Origin of the sequence: Rhizobium sp. CB3060, assembly GCF_025200735.1 — a bacterium.
GTDB lineage: Bacteria > Pseudomonadota > Alphaproteobacteria > Rhizobiales > Rhizobiaceae > Rhizobium.
Genome location: NZ_CP104158.1, coordinates 1,128,744 through 1,149,137 on the forward strand (window position 1 = coordinate 1,128,744; position 20,394 = coordinate 1,149,137).

The 20,394-nt window shown below is 57.5% G+C and carries 15 protein-coding genes and 1 pseudogene; 5 read left to right on the forward strand and 11 right to left on the reverse strand.

Going from position 1 to position 20,394, the window contains the following annotated elements:
• Positions 1-2 precede the first annotated feature (2 nt).
• The 4 genes from N2601_RS05615 to N2601_RS05630 are packed head-to-tail and all read left to right on the forward strand — an operon-like array spanning position 3 to position 4,279.
• Positions 3-1,451, forward strand: coding sequence for a hypothetical protein (locus N2601_RS05615; RefSeq protein WP_104822810.1), 1,449 nt, complete (start codon positions 3-5; stop codon positions 1,449-1,451).
• Positions 1,429-2,247, forward strand: a complete 819-nt coding sequence (locus tag N2601_RS05620) for a hypothetical protein (RefSeq protein ID WP_104822811.1) — start codon at positions 1,429-1,431, stop codon at positions 2,245-2,247. The genes N2601_RS05615 and N2601_RS05620 overlap by 23 nt, the downstream gene beginning before the upstream one ends.
• Complete coding sequence (locus N2601_RS05625) at positions 2,247-3,272, forward strand: hypothetical protein (RefSeq protein WP_104822812.1); 1,026 nt, start codon at positions 2,247-2,249, stop codon at positions 3,270-3,272. Before N2601_RS05620 ends, N2601_RS05625 begins: the two co-directional genes overlap by 1 nt.
• Positions 3,266-4,279, forward strand: a complete 1,014-nt coding sequence (locus tag N2601_RS05630; protein ID WP_104822813.1) for an OmpA family protein — start codon at positions 3,266-3,268, stop codon at positions 4,277-4,279. Before N2601_RS05625 ends, N2601_RS05630 begins: the two co-directional genes overlap by 7 nt.
• A gap of 24 nt (positions 4,280-4,303) precedes the next feature.
• Here the strand turns inward: N2601_RS05630 and N2601_RS05635 are convergent, their stop codons facing one another.
• Positions 4,304-5,926, reverse strand: coding sequence for an ABC-F family ATP-binding cassette domain-containing protein (locus N2601_RS05635; protein WP_104822814.1), 1,623 nt, complete (start codon positions 5,924-5,926; stop codon positions 4,304-4,306).
• Between the two features lie 153 nt (positions 5,927-6,079).
• On the opposite strand from N2601_RS05635, the gene N2601_RS05640 reads away from it, so the two are divergent.
• The gene (locus tag N2601_RS05640; protein ID WP_245463948.1) at positions 6,080-7,285 is read left to right on the forward strand and encodes an alpha/beta fold hydrolase; all 1,206 of its coding nucleotides are present in this window, start codon (positions 6,080-6,082) and stop codon (positions 7,283-7,285) included.
• A 267-nt stretch (positions 7,286-7,552) separates the two neighbouring features.
• Here N2601_RS05640 and N2601_RS05645 read toward each other — a convergent pair whose 3' ends face one another.
• The 10 genes and pseudogenes from N2601_RS05645 to N2601_RS05690 all read right to left on the reverse strand — a co-directional run bounded on the left by N2601_RS05645 (position 7,553) and on the right by N2601_RS05690 (position 19,903).
• Positions 7,553-9,352, reverse strand: coding sequence for a TniQ family protein (locus tag N2601_RS05645; protein WP_104822816.1), 1,800 nt, complete (start codon positions 9,350-9,352; stop codon positions 7,553-7,555).
• A gap of 8 nt (positions 9,353-9,360) precedes the next feature.
• On the reverse strand, positions 9,361-10,428 hold the full coding sequence (locus tag N2601_RS05650) for an ATP-binding protein (protein WP_104822817.1): 1,068 nt from the start codon (positions 10,426-10,428) through the stop codon (positions 9,361-9,363).
• A gap of 15 nt (positions 10,429-10,443) precedes the next feature.
• Positions 10,444-11,154 carry a Mu transposase C-terminal domain-containing protein gene (locus N2601_RS05655; protein ID WP_260303846.1) on the reverse strand — a complete coding sequence of 237 codons (711 nt, stop codon included), beginning with the start codon at positions 11,152-11,154 and terminating at the stop codon, positions 10,444-10,446.
• A gap of 135 nt (positions 11,155-11,289) precedes the next feature.
• A pseudogene (istB, locus tag N2601_RS05660) lies at positions 11,290-12,100 on the reverse strand (IS21-like element helper ATPase IstB).
• On the reverse strand, positions 12,090-13,616 hold the full coding sequence (gene istA / locus N2601_RS05665) for an IS21 family transposase (RefSeq protein WP_260303847.1): 1,527 nt from the start codon (positions 13,614-13,616) through the stop codon (positions 12,090-12,092). The pseudogene istB and the gene istA overlap by 11 nt, the downstream one beginning before the upstream one ends.
• A gap of 107 nt (positions 13,617-13,723) precedes the next feature.
• Positions 13,724-14,092, reverse strand: coding sequence for a hypothetical protein (locus N2601_RS05670; RefSeq protein ID WP_260303848.1), 369 nt, complete (start codon positions 14,090-14,092; stop codon positions 13,724-13,726).
• Between the two features lie 252 nt (positions 14,093-14,344).
• Entirely contained in the window at positions 14,345-14,953 is a 609-nt protein-coding gene (locus N2601_RS05675) for an ImmA/IrrE family metallo-endopeptidase (protein WP_104822880.1), read from the reverse strand.
• Positions 14,920-15,288, reverse strand: a complete 369-nt coding sequence (locus N2601_RS05680) for a helix-turn-helix domain-containing protein (protein WP_104822881.1) — start codon at positions 15,286-15,288, stop codon at positions 14,920-14,922. The genes N2601_RS05675 and N2601_RS05680 overlap by 34 nt, the downstream gene beginning before the upstream one ends.
• Before the next feature lie 68 nt (positions 15,289-15,356).
• Complete coding sequence (locus N2601_RS05685) at positions 15,357-15,515, reverse strand: hypothetical protein (RefSeq protein ID WP_199773541.1); 159 nt, start codon at positions 15,513-15,515, stop codon at positions 15,357-15,359.
• A 584-nt stretch (positions 15,516-16,099) separates the two neighbouring features.
• Entirely contained in the window at positions 16,100-19,903 is a 3,804-nt protein-coding gene (locus tag N2601_RS05690) for a vitamin B12-dependent ribonucleotide reductase (protein ID WP_104822882.1), read from the reverse strand.
• Positions 19,904-20,394 lie beyond the last annotated feature (491 nt).

Below are 20,394 nucleotides of genomic sequence, written 5' to 3' on the forward strand. Positions count from 1 at the left end.
CATTGCGTTTCGAAGCCTTAAACCGCATCTGGGAGACTGCTCGGGAGACCAGCCATGATTTTCGGGCCTCTACCGATGTGTTTCCCGTTGTCGATGTCGAGAAGCTGGGCACGACGCTTAGCCTGAAGGAGCAGGGCGCGGCCAACGGCAGTCTCAACCGGCCGGGGCAAAGCGCTCAGTCCCTCGATGAAACCGAGCAGCGTATCATCGCTTGGGTCGAGGCGGAGAAGAAAAGCTCTTATCAGGTCCTCGAAGATCAGTTCCAGACCTTCGACAGCCGCTTGCGCAATCTCGATTTCGAAGGCCAATTCGGACTGATCCGGCAGGCGAATGCGTCCAGCGTTTCAGATTTCAAGGCGGAGGTCGCAAGCGGCGTCGACGAGCTGCATGGCCTGCGCCGCAATTTGAAGACTGCCGAGGACGAGATGGTGGACTTCAAGTCCCGGCACAGGCTGCAGCGCGCGGCGAAGGTCTCCAGCAAGGCGGCCTGGGGCTTCAAGGTCGCGCTGATCGTCTTCCTCGTCCTCATCGAGATGGTGATGAACGGCAGCTTCCTCGCCAAGGGAAGCGAGCAGGGGATTGTCGGCGGCGTCACGGAAGCGGCCGCCTTCGCCTTTGTGAACATCGGCTCGGCACTGATGTTTTCCTTCTTCTGCGTTCGCTTCCTCGTGCATCGTTCGTTTTTCCTGAAGCTGCTCGGTCTGTTTGGCCTAGTCGCCTATGTCGCCGTAGCGCTCGCGATCAACATCGCACTGGCGCATTACCGCGAAGTGTCGGCAACCATTCTGACCGGTGCCGGAGCCGAGGTAATGCAACGGCTGAAGGCCGCGCCGCTGGGTCTGCAGGAGCTGAATTCCTGGATGCTGTTTGCCGTCGGCCTGATGTTCTCGCTCTTCGCCTTCATAGACGGCTGTTACCTGACAGATCCCTATCCAGGCTTTGCCGGCGTGCAGAAACGCCTCGATGCGGCGAGAAGTAACTACATCGACCGCAAGCTCGATCTGATCGACGATCTTCGGGATATCCGCGATGAACACAATGGCAAGATCGAAGAGATCATCCGCGATCTCAGCATGCGCCGGCAGGAGACCGCCGCCATCATCGCCCATCGCGCCCGAACGGCCGGCCTCTTCATCGAACATCAAAATCATCTCGAGCGCACCGCCAACACGCTTCTGACCGTCTATCGCGAGGCCAACCGAGGCACGCGCACGGAGCCGGAGCCGGCCTATTTCTCATCCGGCTATCAGCTTGAGCGCCTGATGCCCGTTCTGCAGACCGGAGAGGAATGGGACGACAAAGTGCTTGGCGAGCGCATTCAGAGCGCGCAGGCCGAGCTGACCCAGCAGATCAAGCGAATCGGCGACGAATTCGAAAGCGCCATCGAGAAATACCACAAGCTCGATAATCTTTTCCCGGAGAGCATCATTGGCACGACGCAAGCGGCGTAGCCGAGGTGGCAGCTCGGCCGGTCTTATCATGGCGACGGTTTGCCTCGCCGTTCTGTCCCTCGGTATTGTCGGCGCCTATGGCTGGCTGCGCTACAAGGCGAGCGGCAATGTCGCGGTCGACCAGGCTTCGCTCTGCCCGGTGGATGGACCGAAGGCGGAAACGGCGATCCTGCTCGACGTCACCGATCCGATCTCGGACACGACGGCGCTCGACCTGCGCAATCAGTTCCAGAAGATCGTGGCCGATGTGCCCGTCGGCGGCGCAATCGACATTTATGCGCTGACGGAGAAGGAGGGCGAGCTTATCCAGACCTTCCATGGCTGCAACCCTGGAAGCGGCGCCAATGTCGACGAGTGGACCAGCAATCCGCGCCTGGCGCAGGCGCGTTGGGAAAAAGGCTTCGCAAAGCCGCTTGCCGATATCGCCGGCAAGCTGAGCGTCGGCGAGGCCGGCAAGCAATCGCCGATCATGGCCGGCATCCAGAAGATCAATCTGGAGGTCTTTGCGAGCGCTGCCGGCGGCATTCCGAAACATCTCTACATCGCCTCCGACATGATCGAGCATACCGACGCCTTCTCGAACTATCGCGACGGCGCCTCCTACCAGAAATTCCAGCAGAGCCCCGCGCGGAATAAATTCCGGACGTCACTGGATGGTGTCATGATCAAGATCCTCGCCTTTCAAAGGCCGAACATGAAGTTCAGTATGGAGGATCTGGCAAATTTCTGGGCGCAGTGGATCAAGGGCAATAATGGCGATTTCGACGGCTTCATCCGATTGGAGGGGATACGCTGATGGCCGATGTTGAGGCGAGGCTAGCCATGCGCGACTACGGGCCGATGGTCCTCTTCGCGCTGGTCACCGTCGGCGGCATGATCTTCATCTGGACGTCCAAGCTTCTGGGCTGGCCGCTGCCGATCGTCACCGGCGTGCCGCTGCTGTTGATGGCGGTCTATTTCGTGGTCTCGCTGGCTTTCGCCGGATTTCGCCTGCACAACGAGCAGGCGGGCGACAATCTCTACTACATGGGATTTCTGTTCACCCTGTCGAGCCTCGGCGTATCGCTCTACCTCTTTGCCGGCGAGACCTCGATCGAGACGATCGTCCGCAATTTCGGTATCGCCGTCACCTCGACCATCGCCGGCGTGACGCTGCGTATTCTCTTCAACCAAATGCGGCGCGATCCGATCGACATAGAGCGCAGCGTCCGCCACGAACTGGCCGAAATGACGCGGCGCGTGCGCACGGAGCTGGATTCGTCGTCACGTGAATTTTCTCACTACCGGCGCGTCAGCAATCAGATGCTGTCGGAAGGTTTCGAGGAGATCGCGCGCCAGGCGGAACGCAACGGCGAGGAAATTCAGAAGATCCTGGAGGTCTTGGCGAAGCAGGCGGTCAAACCCATCAACGAGGCGGCCGCGCAACTGACGGAAACGACGTCGCAACTCGCCGAGATCATCGACAAATTCGGCACGGCGGTCGAAACCGTCGGCAAGAAACTTGAGGAGATTCATTCGCCTGAGGATGTCGTCCGCGCCCAGTTGGCGCCGGCGATCGCTGCCATCAAGGAGATGGCTGAGGCGCAATTGCAGCCACTGAAAAATATCGAACAGACACTGAGCCGTATGGCCGATATGCCGGGCCGATCGCTGCCGCCTGAGCCCAAACCGCTCGATCTGCAGGCGGAAAAACCGTCAGATCATCCGGTTGCATCCGTGGACGATGAAGTGCTCTCCGAGCCTGTCACGGTCCTCTCGGCCAATGAAAACGAACCGCCGGCCGATAAGGTGCGACGCAAACGCCGGTGGTATCTATGGTGATGCGCGTCTCGGACACCACGCCGAAGCTGGAACACAAGGGCTATAATCGTGGCCTCATCCTCGGCCTGACCATGGCCGAATCCATGCTGCTGCTGGTCTTCTGCCTGCTTCTGGTGGCAGCGGCGATGATTTCGGCGGAGAGGAATCATCGCTACGAGACCGAGCGGAAACTGAAAGACGCCGAGCAACGGCTCGTGCTCCTGGAAAAGAGGCAGTCCGAACAGGCGGCGCGCATCGTGCAATTGCAATCGAAGCTGATTTCCGGCGATCTCTCGGCGGCGGACCGCGCAACGCTGGAAAAGGAATGGCGTGAATTGGTGGTCGCGCGCGACACGCTGGACAGCATGGGCGCTGATGGCACGAAGCCGGAGGATCTGCAGGAGCTTGCCAAACTCGCGGAAGTGCTGAAGCAGCATGGCGTCGATCTTTCCAAGGCGCCCGACACGGTAGCCAAGCTTTTGGCAGGCGAGCGTTCTGGAAAGGGGGCCCATGATTGGCCGCCGATCATCAATCTCGACGACGCCAAGAAGAACTATTTCCAGTCGGGCAGCGCCGAATTGACCAAGACTTTTGAACGGATGCTCGACACCACGATCTCGAATGAGATTGCCAGCAACTTGAGCCTCTATGACGCTGACATTGTCGAGGTGATCGGCCACACGGACGAACAGCGGGTATCGCGGGGAAGCTCGAATCTCGACGATACGCTGATCGGGGCGATGGATGGCAAATTGCCGATATCGGCAGTCGAGCCGGCTGATAATGCCGGGCTGGGACTTGCGCGCGCCATCGCTGTGGCCAATGTCCTCAAGGCCAATCCGAAGCTGAAGAACGTCACCATCTTGCCGATGTCGGCCGCGCAACTGATCCTGCCCGGCGATACGATCACGGCAGGGCAGGCGGGTTCCGTGGAATCCCGCCGGCGCATCGAAATCCGGGTACGCGGCAGGACCACGCCCGTTGCCGTGATCAATGATGCAACGGCGGTTCCCATCAGCATACGCTAGCTACGTGTCCCAGCCAGACGCGGCTTAACTCCGCAGGCCCGGAGCCTCATGGCCCGTGCGCGCCACATATTCGGTGTAGCCGCCGCCATATTGGTGAATGCCCTCGGGCGTCAATTCCAGCACGCGGTTGGACAAAGCGGCCAGGAAATGCCGGTCGTGCGAGACGAACAGCATGGTGCCTTCATATTGCGACAGGGCCTGGATCAGCATTTCCTTCGTATCGAGGTCCAGATGGTTCGTGGGCTCGTCCAGCACGAGGAAATTCGGCGGGTCGAAGAGCATCATTGCCATGACAAGCCGCGCCTTTTCGCCGCCCGACAGCACCCGGCACTTCTTCTCGACATCATCGCCGGAGAAACCGAAGCATCCCGCCAGCGCGCGCAAGGAGCCCTGTCCCGCCTGCGGGAACTCGTGTTCGAGCTGCTGGAAGACGGTGCGTTCGCCGTCCAGCAAGTCCATGGCGTGCTGGGCAAAATATCCCATCTTCACACTGGCGCCCAAAGCGACGCTGCCTTCGTCCGGCTGCGTCGAGCCCGCGACCAGCTTCAGCAGGGTGGACTTGCCGGCGCCGTTGATGCCCATGATGCACCAGCGCTCCCTGCGCCGCACCATGAAGTCCAGTCCTTCATAGATGACGCGACTGCCGTACTTCTTGTGAACGCTCTTCAGGTTGACCACGTCTTCGCCAGAGCGCGGTGCCGGCTGGAATTCGAAGGCGACGGTCTGACGCCGTTTCGGCGGCTCGACACGATCGATCTTCTCCAGCTTCTTGACGCGGCTCTGCACCTGCGAGGCATGCGAGGCGCGTGCCTTGAAGCGTTCGATGAATTTGATTTCCTTGGCCAGCATCGCCTGCTGGCGCTCGAACTGGGCCTGCTGCTGCTTTTCGTTCTGCGCCCGCTGCTGTTCGTAGAATGCGTAGTCGCCCGAATAGCTGCTCAATGAGCCGGCGTCGATCTCGATGATCTTGGTGACGATGCGGTTCATGAACTCGCGATCGTGCGACGTCATCAGTAGCGCGCCCTCATAACCCTTCAGGAATTCTTCCAGCCAGATGAGGCTTTCCAGATCCAGATGGTTGCTCGGCTCGTCGAGAAGCATGACATCGGGGCGCATCAGGAGAATGCGGGCGAGCGCCACGCGCATCTTCCAGCCGCCCGACAGCGCGCCGACGTCGCCGTCCATCATCTCCTGGCTGAAGCTGAGGCCCGCCAGGACTTCGCGAGCGCGTCCTTCGAGCGCATAGCCGTCCAGCTCCTCGTAGCGTGCCTGCACTTCGCCATAGCGCTCGATGATCTCGTCCATCTTGTCGGCCTGGTCCGGATCGACCATGGCGGCTTCCAGCTCGCGCAGCTCGGCGGCAACCGCACTGACGGGGCCTGCGCCTTCCATCACTTCGGAGACGGCACTGCGGCCCGCCATTTCGCCAACGTCCTGATTGAAGTAGCCGATGGTGACGCCCTTATCGACGGAAACCTGCCCCTCATCGGGCAGCTCCTGTCCCGTGATCATCCGGAAAAGCGTCGTCTTGCCGGCCCCGTTGGGACCGACGAGCCCGACGCTTTCACCCCTGTTGAGCGCCGCGGACGCCTCGATGAAGAGGATGCGATGGCTGTTCTGCTTGCTGATGTTTTCGATACGAATCATGTCTACGCGAGGCCCGAAGAAAGTTTTGGCGCCTTATGCCACGGGTCGTGCGCTCTGTCGCAGCTTTTTGGGAAGGAGAATGATATCCGTTGCAGATCGGTGTTCATGGCTGGCGATTTCTGAGGTCCGGAGCAGCCATTCACAGGTGCTTGATTGAAGGGCCGGCCGTCTTCAGGCCGACGAAAAGTCGAGATAGTCGATCGTGCACTTTCCTCAGCCGAGTTTTTGCAAATGGACATTCTGGGAAGCATCCGGACCAGGGCCTGTATCCTACTGTCAATGGCAGCATTGTTTGCAACCGGCATATCGAGTGAGGCATGGCCTGCCAACGCAGCCTCTCAACATGCGCGGCTCCATGAACCGGTCAAGCAGGTCGCGGATCAACGCCTGCTGATCGATACAGCGGAGGGGAAAGGGGAAATGCCCCTCTACGCGGATCATGCGATTGATGCGGCAGCACCCGACGTGACGAAAGTGCTGATCGTGATCCACGGCACGCTTCGAAACGCCGATGCCTACTATGCCGCCGGCCAGAGGCTGCTCGCAAAAGCAGGTGATTTGGCGAAGGGAACCATGGTTGTCGCACCTCAGTTCCTGATAAGATCCGATGCCAAAGCTTTCTCGCTGTCCGCCCAGACCCTGGCCTGGACGCAGAGCGGCTGGAAGAGCGGTGAGCCGGCACGCCAAGCCGCGCCGATTAGCTCCTTTTCTGCGCTTGATGCCTTGCTTCAGCATTTCGCGGATCGCCGCTTGTATCCTTCGCTGAAGTCTGTCGTCGTAATGGGTCATTCGGCGGGCGCTCAACTGGTGCAGCGCTATGCGGTGGTCGGACGGGAGGCGGAAACCTTGGCGAGCGACGGCGTCTCCGTTCGCTACCTGGTCGCCAATCCATCGAGCTATTTGTATTTCGACAACGAGCGGCCGGCCGCACCGGATCAATCCGGCGGTTTGGCTTCATGCCCGAAGGCGACGCAATGGCGATACGGGCTGACGTCCGCACCGCAATATGTGTCCTCGCAAAATCCCAGGGATATGGAGGCCGCATATGCCGCGCGGAACGTTATCTACCTGCTGGGTGAGGCCGACACCAACCCGTACACCCATTTCATCGACCGCTCCTGCGCCGCGATGGCGCAAGGCCCTTACCGGCTTGCACGCGGGCTGACCTATTTCGACTATATGGAAAAGCGGCATCCGTCCGACCTCAACCAGAAGGTCGTAGAGGTGCCCGGCGTCGGACATGACGAGGAAGCGATGTTCACATCGGATTGCGGCATCGCGGTATTGTTTGATCGACCGATGCCGCCATCTTGCCCGGTCATCGACGGGACGGCAAAAGGATCGGGAGCGTTACCGTAACTCCTCTTCTTGGATTATCGATTTCCCCTCGGAATGGATCTAATTCAGTCGAATTAAAAGCCCCGAAAGCGAGAGCTTCGGGGCTTTCCAATGTCTACAGTTTCAATCTGTCGCGTCCAAATCTACTTTTCCCTGGGCGGCTGCTTTTGAAAGCCAGTCCCACCATCTTTTCCAAAATTGTTCTCCTTCATCCAAAATACTTTTCCTGAAGATGCCAAAAAAAACCGGCTGACGGCCGGGTTGGTTTGAAAATGAAACGGGCGTCAACTAAGGCAATTCAGCGCGACGGTAAAACGTACTGCCAACGCTCTCTTTGGTTATCACTGGCAGGATACCAGCGGCGGTCAGATCTCTCTTCATGCCCGCGAAATGACGTTGCCGCTCTTTGGCGTAGGCAATCAGTGTCACGTACTCAGCGGCAAACCTGTCAGCGACTTCCGGCCGGACGATGCGTTGGAGGCATCTGTTGACCGGGTTGATCGCATGCTCAGCCTCTATGAAGCCTTGGTCGATCAGCGCCGCCAATACAGGTCGCGCCAACCTTAATCTTTTCTCCGCATCCGAAAGACTGAGGCCGCCATGATCTGGCAGCATTGTGAGACGACGGATTTCCTCAACATCAAATCGAAAGGCGTCAAGGCCCATTTTGCCAGGGTTAGTTGACACGTTTTTCAAACTGCCGCCTAGCATGAGATCGAGGATTTCCTCGAAGCGACAGTTCGCCGCCTTAACCGCTTCTGCAAATGTGAGGTATCCGGCCTCCTGATTGAACTCTCTTGTCACGCATTTGGTAGCTCGATCTAGAAAACCATCCAGATCCCTTTTGAAATAGAATGGGGTCAAGCTGACGTCTGGTCCGCTTGCTAGTGCCAGCTCAACATAGTTCCCTCTGGCCAAGGTTCGCCAGAGTGTTCGCCCCGTGGAAAGATACTCTCGCGCTGCAGCTGGCTTCATGCTCGATGTAAAATCCTCCATCAATTCGTCCACCCGCGCTGCAGCAAAAACGGTGCGACTGTCCGTCGCAATAGATTGGTTCGCGTCCAATAATCCCGCTTTGACAAGGAGCTTTCTGACGGTCGCCGCGTGGATGCCATATTGGCGTGAGGCGGAGTGGATCGAATGTAATCGGCGCACCGTTACGGGGCCGAAAAGCTCGGCTCCAATTGCAAAGGGGACTGACGACAAAGCGACATCCCGCATAATATCGCGGATGCCGTCGTAGGCGGCGTCGTCGATTTCAAATGCCAGTCGTTCGTACAGTCTGCCGTAGAGCAGACGGCCGCCAAAGCTACTCTCTTGTTTCCAAAAATCGATATGGAGGGACCGCAAAAAATCGCGGAATGAATCTTCACCCGGAGAGAGGATCTCGAACCCGGTCTGCGCGCACTTGATCCAATCAATTTCACTGATTTCTTCGGCAAAGTAGCTCTTGCCGAATAGCTTAGTCGCCCCGACCATTTCGCACAGTTTCCCGGCCACAAACAATGGTAGCCGATCGAGCCAAGACTTCCGCTCCGATCGGCCCCATAACCGGTCTTCAATGTAGGCCTCGAAGGGACTGAACTGCTGTGGTTCGTTCTGAAAGGTGGCAGAAGGCCTAGCGGCAATCATCGCCGCAATATTGTGAGAACCAGCTAGAGCTGAGATGTCCGTTTGAAGGAGTGGTACATGGTGCTTTGAGCAGGTGCGGACGTGGATGACACACCAATGAAGGCGACCATAGGTCCTGCACAGAGGATCGCCCGTGCGCGTTTTGATATCGTCTTCGATACAGTGGGGACAGTATCGAAGACGATATCGATGAAAGGAGGCTCTGGAGAGAGCTTCGCCATTGATTTGCACGTGCCTGTCGATGCGCTCGACGTGTCTGCTGCCGATTTCGATCGACGTATGCCCTGCCAGATCTAGGACCCTTCGAATTTCTGACAGCTCGCCGTCGATGATCCGACGATAGCTGAGCCCCATATGACGGCAGAATTCCCAAACGTCCTCTACGAAATTCGCGATCGCGAGCCGCGAGACGAAACTGGTGATGGTTTCGTCTTCATAAAAGGGTACCGTCAGCATCAACCTTCTCACCGGGGCCGATCTCCCGCCTTCCTTGCCTTTCCGGCGACGTTTTGGAGATCTTTCTTAGGATTCTTGGTTTTGGCGGCACCGCTCGGCAAGTTTTTCCAATTGCTCTGTTCAAAGATGTTTGTGTCGATCGAGCAGCCGGTCGCGTTGTGATAAGCCTGCGCGAAATCGATCGTTGTAACGGTTTTGCGGTCGCCCAATGACATAACAAGCTCGACCGATGACATAATCAGCTTGAATATTGCTCCGGTATTTCCTTCGCTAGCGTGAATGAGACGCTTGCTGACGTCGTCGACCGGAAGATTTCGCAATTCTAATCCTGCGTGTTCGGAGATGATGGTCTTGATCCAGGTGCTGACAATTGGATATTTTGTAGCTGGAATTGGCATCAGTTTTTGGATCTTAGAGCGGTTTTGGATCTGCTCCTCGGCCTCTCGTAATTTCTCCAGGATGGGCATGCCAGCCAGAATAAGTCTGACGGGCCAGTGCTCGTTGTCCACAAGGTTGATCAACGTATCCCAGACCTTACTCTGTTCGTACCAATCGTCGAGCTTCATGACACGCTGAGCTTCCTCGATCACGACGAACATGACTCCGCGCCGCGCGAGTTGCCCTGGAACCAATGGCCACACATACGTTTCTTTCGCATCGCTCCTGATTGGATAGCCAACAGCCTCCAGCAGCAATATGCCAATGTTGCGGAGCGAACATGGATTGGGGGCGCGAATTCTCACGATCGGGTTGACTGGCCTGCCGTACTCGTCGTGACGCAGTGCAAACGCTGGATCGGTAGCGATCGCGTGTTTGATCATTTTGGATTTTCCCGCATCGCTGCCTCCCACGACGAAGAGAATCTTTCTCTCCTTGTCGTCATCCGCTTGCGGCGACAACAAGCTCATTTTTTGCGCGTGCACGAGGTCGGCAAAAATTGCATCACGGGGCTCGATTGCGCAGTGTTGGGCTCGGAGATTGGCCATGAAGTCACTGAGGTCCAAGTCTTTGGGTGCCATAGTGCTACGAAGATGTTCGATTGATGCGCGTCGCAGGTTTAGCAGAGAGGGTTCCATCACTCGTTTCTCCTGTTAAAAATCGTCGCGATAGATCGCGGTTTTGCTGGCAGGCAGAGAGAGCTGTTCAGTGGACCGGGGATTTTCAATTGCCTTTGCCTTTTGGTCCGCGCTGGGTTTACCTCTCGTTGGAGCGCCGTATTTTTCCTCTTGCGCCTTTTTGGATTGGCTGGAGGGCACGTCCAAATCATCCTCTTCCAACTCGTCTCCGAGACCCCAAGCTTCCTCAAGAAATGGCGTCAGCCGCCAATCCTGGTCGCGTACGGCGCGGGTGTAGTCAGACTCAGGGACGATGTGGAGCGCGCGGCGGATGCGACGCTCAAGCCGGTCGCACATCTCGGAGGTTGGTACCGGGCTTGCCAAATTATGCATGGCTCGCGAAATTTCCGCGATGCCGTCGATGTATTCGAAAGCTTCATCGACGGTGTCCTGCGTGCGATCCGTGTACTCGGTATCAACAAGGTTTATTTCTTCGAGCAACGCTGTCACCTTCCAGAAGGAAACGCCCTTAAGGAAGCCGAACTGCGAGCCTACACGATAGGAAAACTTCCCGTCGAACACAGTGATTTCGCCGATGTCCCAAAAATCGACGCGGATGTCGACTTCGGTGCCTGTGTTCTCACGGAACATGCGTTGGATCTCGTCACTCTGGTAATAGAAGCCGAGAAAGCGGATTCCCTCGCGTCCAATTACGCGCTTAAGATTCACGCCGTAGATGGTACGCAAGAGATAGTCTTTTTGTGGGTTGGGTGGGAGTTTAGCTTCGCACCCTAACAGCCAAGCTTGCCTGCTCGACATGCCTCCAATGTTGATTTGCACTGAGAAGTGACCCGGCATTTGCGCCGAGAATTGACCCGCCTCTTAGGTATGTTTCGGGTCGGTGGTGGTGGTCAAGTTCCTACTTTTCTCCTTTGCTGTTTTGGGTTCATGCGCTGAGCTGTTCTTGAACCGGAAGCTGTCGTTTCCAGTTTCGAGGATGTGGCAGTGATGGGTAAGCCGGTCGAGCAATGCGGTGGTCATCTTGGCGTCGCCGAAGACGCTGGCCCATTCGCTGAAGCTCAGGTTGGTGGTGATGATGACGCTGGTCCGCTCGTATAGTTTGCTCAGCAGATGGAAGAGCAGTGCACCGCCTGATGCGCTGAATGGCAGGTATCCAAGCTCGTCAAGGATAACGAGATCGGAGTGTATGAGCCGGTTGGCGATCTGACCGGACCGTCCTTGAGCTTTCTCCTGCTCGAGAGCGTTGACCAGTTCGACGGTCGAGAAGAAGCGAACCCGCTTATGATGATGCTCGATGGCTTGAACACCGATTGCCGTGGCGACATGCGTTTTGCCTGTGCCGGGCCCGCCGACCAGGACGATGTTGTTGGCCTCGTCGAGGAAGTCGCAGCGATGAAGCTGACGCACGAGCGCCTCGTTGATCTCGCTGCTTGCGAAGTCGAAGCCGTTCAGATCACGGTAAGCGGAAAGCGTGCCGTCTTGAGCTGATAGGCTGTCGATCGCACCTCCCGTTCCGCCGTCTCCGCTTTGAGGAGCTGCGACAGGATCGGAATGGAGCCTCGAACGCCGGCGCTCCCTGTTCGGTCAGTTCACCGACGGCTTGGGCCATACCGTGCATCTTCAATTGCCGCAGCATGATCACGATCGCGCCGCTTGCTGGGTTATGACGCATGGCGAATCTCCGTCTTTCTCAGGGTGTCGTAGCGTTCGACGTTGGCCTTTGGTTCATTGGTGAGTGTCAGTGCCTGGGGCGCATCTATCGTCGGCGGCGTGAAGGATTTGCCATCGACGAGGCGATGCAGCAGGTTCAACACATGCGTCTTGGTCGGAACGCCGGACTTCAGCGCCATGTCGACGGCCGATAGCACGGCCTGTTCATCGTGCTGCAGGACGAGCGCCAGGATATCGACCATCTCGCGGTCTCCGCCAGGTTTCTTGAGCAGGTGTTGTTGCAAGGCTTTGAAGGCCTCGGGAAGCTCGGTGAATGGAGCACCGTTGCGGAGAGCGCCGGGTTTGCGTTGCACGACCGCGAGATAGTGCCGCCAGTCATAAACCGTCTGTCCCGGCCGATCATGGGAACGGTCGATAATGCGCTGGTGCTCGCAGATGATCAGGCCTTCGGCGGCGACAACGACACGATCCGGATAGACCCGCAGGCTCACCGGTCGATTGGCGAAGGATGCCGGAACGCTGTAGCGGTTGCGCTCCAGATGCACGAGGCAGGTGGGAGAGACCCGCTTGGTGTATTCGACAAAACCATCGAACGGACGGGAAACCGGCATAAGAGCCCGTGCTTCCTCCGCCCAGATATCGGCGATGGTGCCGCGCATCTGGCCGTGAGACGTCTGTGCCCAAAACTCTTTGCAGCGTTGCTCTAGCCACTCGTTGAGGGCCTCCAGAGATGGAAAGCGTGGCATGGGTTGCCATAGCCGATGACGCGCGTCCTGGACGTTCTTCTCGACCTGACCCTTTTCCCAACCGGACGCCGGATTGCAGAACTCCGGTTCGAACAGGTAGTGGCTGGCCATCGCCAGGAAGCGAACATTCACGTCGCGCTCCTTACCGCGGCCGACCTTGTCGATCGCCGTCTTCATGTTGTCGTAGATGCCGCGCCGGGGAATGCCACCGAAGACGCGGAATGCGTGATTGTGGGCGTCGAACAACATCTCGTGTGTCTGGAGGAGATAGGCCCGAACGAAAAAGGCCCTGGAATAGCTCAGCTTCGTATGGGCAACCTGTAGCTTGGTGCGCTCATTGCCGATGATCGCCCAGTCTTCCGACCAGTCGAACTGGAATGCTTCACCGGGCTCGAATGCCAAAGGCACGAATGTTCCGCGTCCCGACGTCTGAAGCTCTCTCTGTCGATCGGCTCTCCACTCTCGAGCGAAAGCGGCGACACGGCAATAGGAACCCTCGTAGCCCAAGCTCAGCAGGTCGGCATGGAGTTGTTTAAGGGTCCGCTTCTGCTTGCGGGATTTGTTGGCCTCCGTCTTCAGCCAGGCCGATAGCCGGTCGGCAAAAGGGTCAAGCTTGCTCGGCCGCTCCGGAACCTTGAACTTCGGCTCGACGCCACCCAACCGCAGGTACTTGCGAATGGTATTCCGGGACAGGCCAGTCCTGCGGCATATCTCCCGGATCGATAAATGCTCTCTAAAATGCCAGCGTCGGATCACGCTCAATAACGCCATGTCGATCACTCCATAGCTCCCGCTGAAAACACGCGGAGCAAGGTTCAAAACATGGGTCAATTCTCGATGACAATATCCGGTAATGCCGGGTCACTTCTCAGTGCAAATCAACATCGGGCCTTCCGGAGGCGTTCAATCTGCTTCCTTGCCGCGTCATCCAGGATAGGTAAAGATTGTGTCAGTACATTTGAGGCTTTTGCGATGGACTCAATGCGTTGAAATCCTGAAGACAGGTCCGTCTTCATACTTTCGAACGTCTGTTGCAGAACGAGCCCAGGCGCTTCCTGCGCAGGCGGTCGCTTCACGAAATCACGAAGATAGCGGTAGATATCGGCGCTTTTGCTGTCCGGCTTTACCATTGAGAGATGGTCTTCATCCAACGGTATCACCGCGAATGAGGGGGGCAGTCCAGGATCGGCGCTGTCTGGTTTGACAGGCGTGCCTTTCCGCCCGATTGGCTGCGTCTCCGTAAACACAATTCCTTCCAGGCCATGGCTTACACTGAAGCCTCTGAACCAGGTATTTAGTTCTCGTAGATGGGGATCATTGCGCGACAAGCCTTTTAAGGCTTAAGGCCAAAGACTCGAGATCTGATCTTAGCCACCTTTGGCTATCAATCTTTCATATCTAACAGGGTGAAAGCCAACATCTCTCGTCCGGAAAACGGCAGGCTAGAGAACCTTCTTAGCTTAGACCGGTGAAAATCCTTTAGGCATGCGTCATTGAAATTAGAGATCCAGTAAGCCTTGTTGTGTCGATCGCCTTGCCGCCAGACGTAGCGAGTGAACCTCCTGCCATTTCGACATCGTAATATTGCCCCGCGAGATACGAAGGGGGACGCCGGTACGAGCGGCCAGCACTTCAGGCTGTTCGCGATGCTCAAACGCGATGTGTGGAGGGAGTAGAAAATGTCTGGCGAACATATCGGCCTGGTCTTCGGTGCTTTCCCTCGCATTCATGTGCTTGAACCGCTGGACCGCTCCGTTCGGATCTTTGTGCATCTGCACGTTTCGTTCACGATGTAATAGGTAGTGGCCAAGTTCATGCGCCAGGACGAAGCGCGCTACAGGGTCTTCGTCGCAGGCAGCACGATAGAGGGAGCGCCTCACAACGATGCGATCGTTGTGAGGCTCGGTTACCGCGTCTTCCTTCAGCTCGTCATCGCGAACGATCACGAGCCTGAAGTTGGGATACCGTTCGACGAGTTTGAACTCTAGAATCGCTACGATGTCGACCCGATCAACGTGCGCAATCTGGAACTCGTGTCGGTACTTCAGGGTTTCGGCCATCATCTCAGGGGTGGTCAGTCCTGTGGATGTGAAGTGGTCCTTTGCCATTTTTCGCGATGCCTCTGCAAATTCACGATATTGGTCCCACCAGTTTCGGCGATGGTCGTCTCAGTCGTCGCTGCCGCGACCTTTGCCCGTTCGTTTCGCAGAATCTTTGCGAACGTTCCGACGTCTAGCCCGTAGAATTCGCAAAGCCGCTCACGATCGGTCTCGGAGCCGACGTCATCGCCATATTCAAGCTGACTGATGATGTCTTCTGTGACACCGGATTTTTCCGCCACTTCACGAAAACACCAACGGCTGGTCTGGCGCTGCCGACGGAGCATATCGCCGAAAATCTTGAGTGCCGCCACAATACAAGGGTCTACTGTGTCATCATTCATTGATAACCTCACACGATAGGAAACGGTCTAAGAGTAATAAGGCGCTCCTTACGAAGCGCCTTCCTTACTTATTTTCGACGGCTGGGCTCGCCTTTGGTGTCGCCGTAACCGGGCTTTGGAACGCGTTCGACAGTGGTTGTTCTCGGGCGGCGTTCAGCTTCCTTCACAGGAATGAACTGACCCGATTTTGAATCCCTGCCGACGTCGAACGTTTTTCTTTCAGACATTTCGAACCCTCCTGGGTTTGTGGAAATCTCTGAGCCAACTCGACGTAACTCCCGAATCCTCCTATAGTGCTCTTGCTTAAGGGCTGGCGGATCAAGGTCTGTCGGTCACGCGAATGCTCAAAGAATATTCGCGAGATGTCGTGGCCGAGATTGCAGTCTCGGTTGCGGCATCGCGGAGAAAAGATTCTCCGATTTTACTTCCTTTTGGATCAATCCTCCTTTCGTGTCTCCGAATCACTTTAAGTAAGGTAGCCAAAATCGCGGCTCCTGTAAATATAATTTCGTTAAAAATCTATTATTTTCAGTATTTTGACGCTGTTTGTTGAAGAGGAGTCTCCGAATCTGCGTTCAAGTTAAATGGTTTCAAGCTTAAAGCGATATGGGGCGACTCAACGTTTCTGTAAATCCGTTGAGTCGCCCCATAATTTACTGCATTTCACAGCTTATCTGCTGAATTTAACTTTTCATTGTTTAGGCAATTCGTCCACTCTGCAATTTCCTCTGCGCCTCGTATCCAAAATTCCAAAATTTCTATGCCACGGGAAAAGTTGGTTTGGACGCGACAATCGCGGTCAGGCGAATGCTTAGCTGCACCCGCTCGTCGCGCCGCACGTGTCGCACTTCTCGCAAGTTCCATTCCGAACCATCGTGAAGTTCTGGCATTCCGTGCACATGTTGCCGGTGTAGCCCTGCATGATGGAGCGGGCGCGGCGTTCGGATTCCAGTTTCTTGGCGTCCGACTTCGCCGTTGCCGCCTCATCCGCTGCCTTGTCGGTGAAGAGGGCAGTGGAGGCTTCTTCGTTTGCCAGTTCCTCTACGATCTCTTCAGCCAGTTCCTTGGCGCGTTCCTCGTAATCGCGCTTGAAGGCGACGACTTCCGAGGTGGAGACGGCGCTGGTCGGTTCGAGCTTGCGCGCGGTATTGCCAGCGATGGAGGTGATCGTCGCGCCAGAGGAGGCGCGGGCAGGGGCTGCCGTCGACGAACCCTTGACCTCGGCTGCCTGGCGCTCACCCGATGTCGGCACCAGCGTCGGCTTGTAGCCGCGGGTCAGGCCCTTGGAGACGACATCGGCCTTGCCTTCCGACACGCCGCGTCCGAGCGCCGTGTTGTTGAAGTCCGACGTATCGACGTGGGCGAGATCGTGACGGCCGAGATAGGAGATGGCGAGTTCACGGAACACATAGTCGAGGATCGACGTGGCGTTCTTGATCGCGTCGTTGCCGGTGACGATGCCGGCCGGCTCGAACTTGGTGAAGGTGAAGGCATCGACATATTCTTCGAGCGGCACGCCATATTGCAGGCCGAGCGAGACGGAGATGGCGAAGTTGTTGATGAAGGCGCGCAGCGCCGAACCTTCCTTGTTCATATCGAGGAAGATTTCGCCGAGACGACCGTCGTCGTATTCGCCGGTGCGCAGGAAGATGGTGTGTCCGCCGATCTTGGCCTTCTGGGTGTAGCCCTTGCGGCGACCGGGAAGCTTTTCCTGGCTGCGGACAACCTTTTCGATGACGCGTTCGATGATCTTTTCGGTGACGGTGACGGCCTGGGCGGCAGCCGGGGCCTGCAGCAGTTCTTCCACTGCATCCTCATCGCCCTCGTCGTCGATCAGCGAGGCGTTCAGCGGTTGGCTGAGCTTGGAGCCGTCGCGATAAAGAGCATTCGCCTTCAGGCCGAGCTTCCAGGAGAGCATGTAGGCGTTCTTGCAATCCTCGACGGTTGCTTCGTTCGCCATGTTGATCGTCTTGGAAATGGCACCCGAGATGAAGGGCTGGGCGGCGGCCATCATGCGGATGTGGCTTTCGACCGAAAGGTAGCGCTTGCCGATCTTGCCGCAGGGGTTGGCGCAATCGAAGACGGCGAGGTGCTCGTTCTTCAGGAACGGTGCGCCTTCCAGCGTCATCGCGCCGCAGACATGGATGTTGGCAGCTTCAATGTCCTTCTTGGAGAAGCCGAGATGGTCGAGCAGGTTGAAGCTGATGTCGGTCAGTTGCTCGTCGGAAACCTTCAGCGTGCCCTTGAGGAAGTCGGCACCGAGCGTCCACTGGTTGAAGACGAACTTGATGTCGAAGGCGCTCTTCAGCGCGGCGTTGACGGCCTCCACCTTCTCGTTGGTGAAGCCCTTGGCCTTCAGCGTCGAAGGATTGATGGCCGGCGCCTGGTTCAGGTTGCCGTGGCCGACGGCATAGGCCTCGATCTCGGCGATCTGGCTTTCGGAGTAGCCGAGCGCACGCAGCGCTTCCGGAACGGCGCGGTTGATGATCTTGAAGTAACCGCCGCCGGCGAGCTTCTTGAACTTCACCAGCGCGAAATCAGGCTCGATGCCGGTCGTGTCGCAATCCATGACGAGGCCGATCGTGCCGGTCGGCGCGATGACGGTGGCCTGGGCATTGCGGTAGCCATGCTGTTCACCGAGGCTCAGGGCCTTGTCCCAGGCAGCCTTCGCATGGGCAACGAGGTCCTGGTCCGGATTTTCGGCGTGGATCAGCGCCACCGGATTGACCGACAGGCCTTCATAGCCCGAGGTCTCGCCATAGGCGGCGCGGCGGTGGTTGCGAATGACGCGCAGCATATGCTCGCGGTTCGGCTTGAACATCGGGAAGGTCCCGAGTTCGGAGGCCATTTCGGCCGAGGTCGCATAGGCGATACCGGTCATGATCGCGGTCAGCGAGCCGGCGATTGCGCGGGCTTCGTCCGAGTCATAGGGAATGCCCGACGACATCAGCAGGCCGCCGATATTGGCATAGCCGAGGCCGAGGGTACGGTATTCGTAGGAGAGTTCGGCAATGCGGCGCGAGGGGAACTGCGCCATCATGACCGAGATTTCGAGGACGACGGTCCAGAGGCGAACGGCATGCTCGTAGTCGCCGATGTTGATGCGCTTCGTCGCCGCATCCTTGAAGGTCATCAGGTTCAGCGAAGCGAGGTTGCAGGCCGTGTCGTCGAGGAACATGTACTCCGAGCACGGATTGGACGCACGGATCGGGCCAGCGGCCGGGCTGGTGTGCCAGTCGTTCATCGTCGTGTTGAAGTGCAGGCCCGGATCGGCCGATGCCCAGGCGGCATAGGAGATGGATTCCCAGAGCTCGCGCGCCTTCACCGTCTTGACGACCTTGCCGTCCTTGCGGGCGGTCAGGTGCCAATCGGCGTCGTTCTCGACGGCGCGCAGGAAGTCGTCCTTGATCGAGACCGAATTGTTGGAGTTCTGGCCGGAAACGGTGAGATAGGCTTCCGAATCCCAGTCCGTGTCATAGGTCTTGAACTCGAGATCCTTGTAGCCCTGGCGAGCGAACTGGATGACGCGCTGAACGTAGTTTTCCGGAACCTGATCCTTCTTGGCGGCGCGGATTTCGCGCTTCAGGGCAGGGTTTTTGGCCGGATCGAAGCAATCATCATTGTCGCCTTCGCAATTGACGGCAGCCTTCATGATCGCCTTCAGGTGCTTGGCGACAATCTTCGAACCGGTGACGAGGGCGGCAACTTTCTGCTCTTCCTTGACCTTCCAGTTGATGTATTCCTCGATATCTGGATGGTCGATGTCGACGACGACCATCTTGGCGGCGCGGCGCGTCGTGCCGCCCGACTTGATGGCGCCGGCAGCGCGGTCACCGATCTTCAGGAAGCTCATCAGGCCGGAGGAGCGACCACCGCCGGAGAGCTTTTCGCCTTCGCCGCGCAGCAGCGAGAAGTTGGAGCCCGTGCCGGAGCCATACTTGAAGAGACGCGCTTCACGAACCCAGAGGTCCATGATGCCGCCTTCGTTGACGAGATCGTCCTCGACCGACTGGATGAAGCAGGCATGCGGCTGCGGATGTTCGTAGGCTGACTTGGACTTGGTGATCTTGCCGGTGAAAGGGTCGACATAGAAATGGCCCTGGCCGGGGCCGTCGATGCCATAGGCCCAGTGCATGCCCGTGTTGAACCATTGCGGCGAATTCGGTGCGACGCGCTGGGTGGCGAGCATATAGGCGAGTTCGTCGCGGAATGCCGATGCATCCTCTTCGGAGGAGAAATAGCCGCCCTTCCAGCCCCAATAGGTCCAGGTGCCGGCGAGGCGGTCGAAGACCTGGCGCGCATCGGTTTCGGAGCCGGTCTGACTTTCCTTCGGCAGATCCTTCAGCGCCGCATCATCGGCCACGGAGCGCCACAGGAAGGAAGGAACGTCGTTTTCCTCAACCTTCTTCAGCTTGGCGGGCACGCCGGCCTTGCGGAAATACTTCTGCGCCAAGATGTCGGCGGCGACCTGCGAGAACTGCGCCGGCACGTCGATGTTTTCGAGGCGGAAAACGATCGAACCGTCAGGGTTCTTGATCTCGCTTGTCGCCTTGCGGAATTCGATCTCCGCATAAGGTGACTGGCCGGCCTTCGTAAATCGACGTTCGATGCGCATGATCCCTTACCTCAATTCGTTGGCGCCCGTCCTCGAAACGAAGGCGCAAAATTCCTGATCCGGCTTCGCGGTTTCAGCGCGCAGCCAGTGTTCAATCCGCTTCCTGACAGGAGGTGTCATCCGGAGATGTCCTTCCCGTATCTTGTGGTGATGGTGGCTGCAAACACTAAATATAGTATTAACAGCTTATTGCCGCCAGTCCCCGCATGTCTTTTTTTGGCAGCACCGATCTCGGCACAAAAGGCCTCCCTGGCGCCATCGATCATGATGATCGCCGTGAATCCAAATCCGATTTCGAGTTAAGGACCAGCCCCCGTTATTCCGTCCGGTCCAGTCGCCGCCGCAACGTCATTCATTAACTTTGAAAGACCCGATTCCGTCAAGGGGTGGTTTGCGACGGATTTTTAACCACAATATCTTGTGGGCTTGCCTGTGGAAATTGGGGAAACGCCAGGAGTCCCAAAGATTCAAGCGCTTGGCGGAAATTGTTC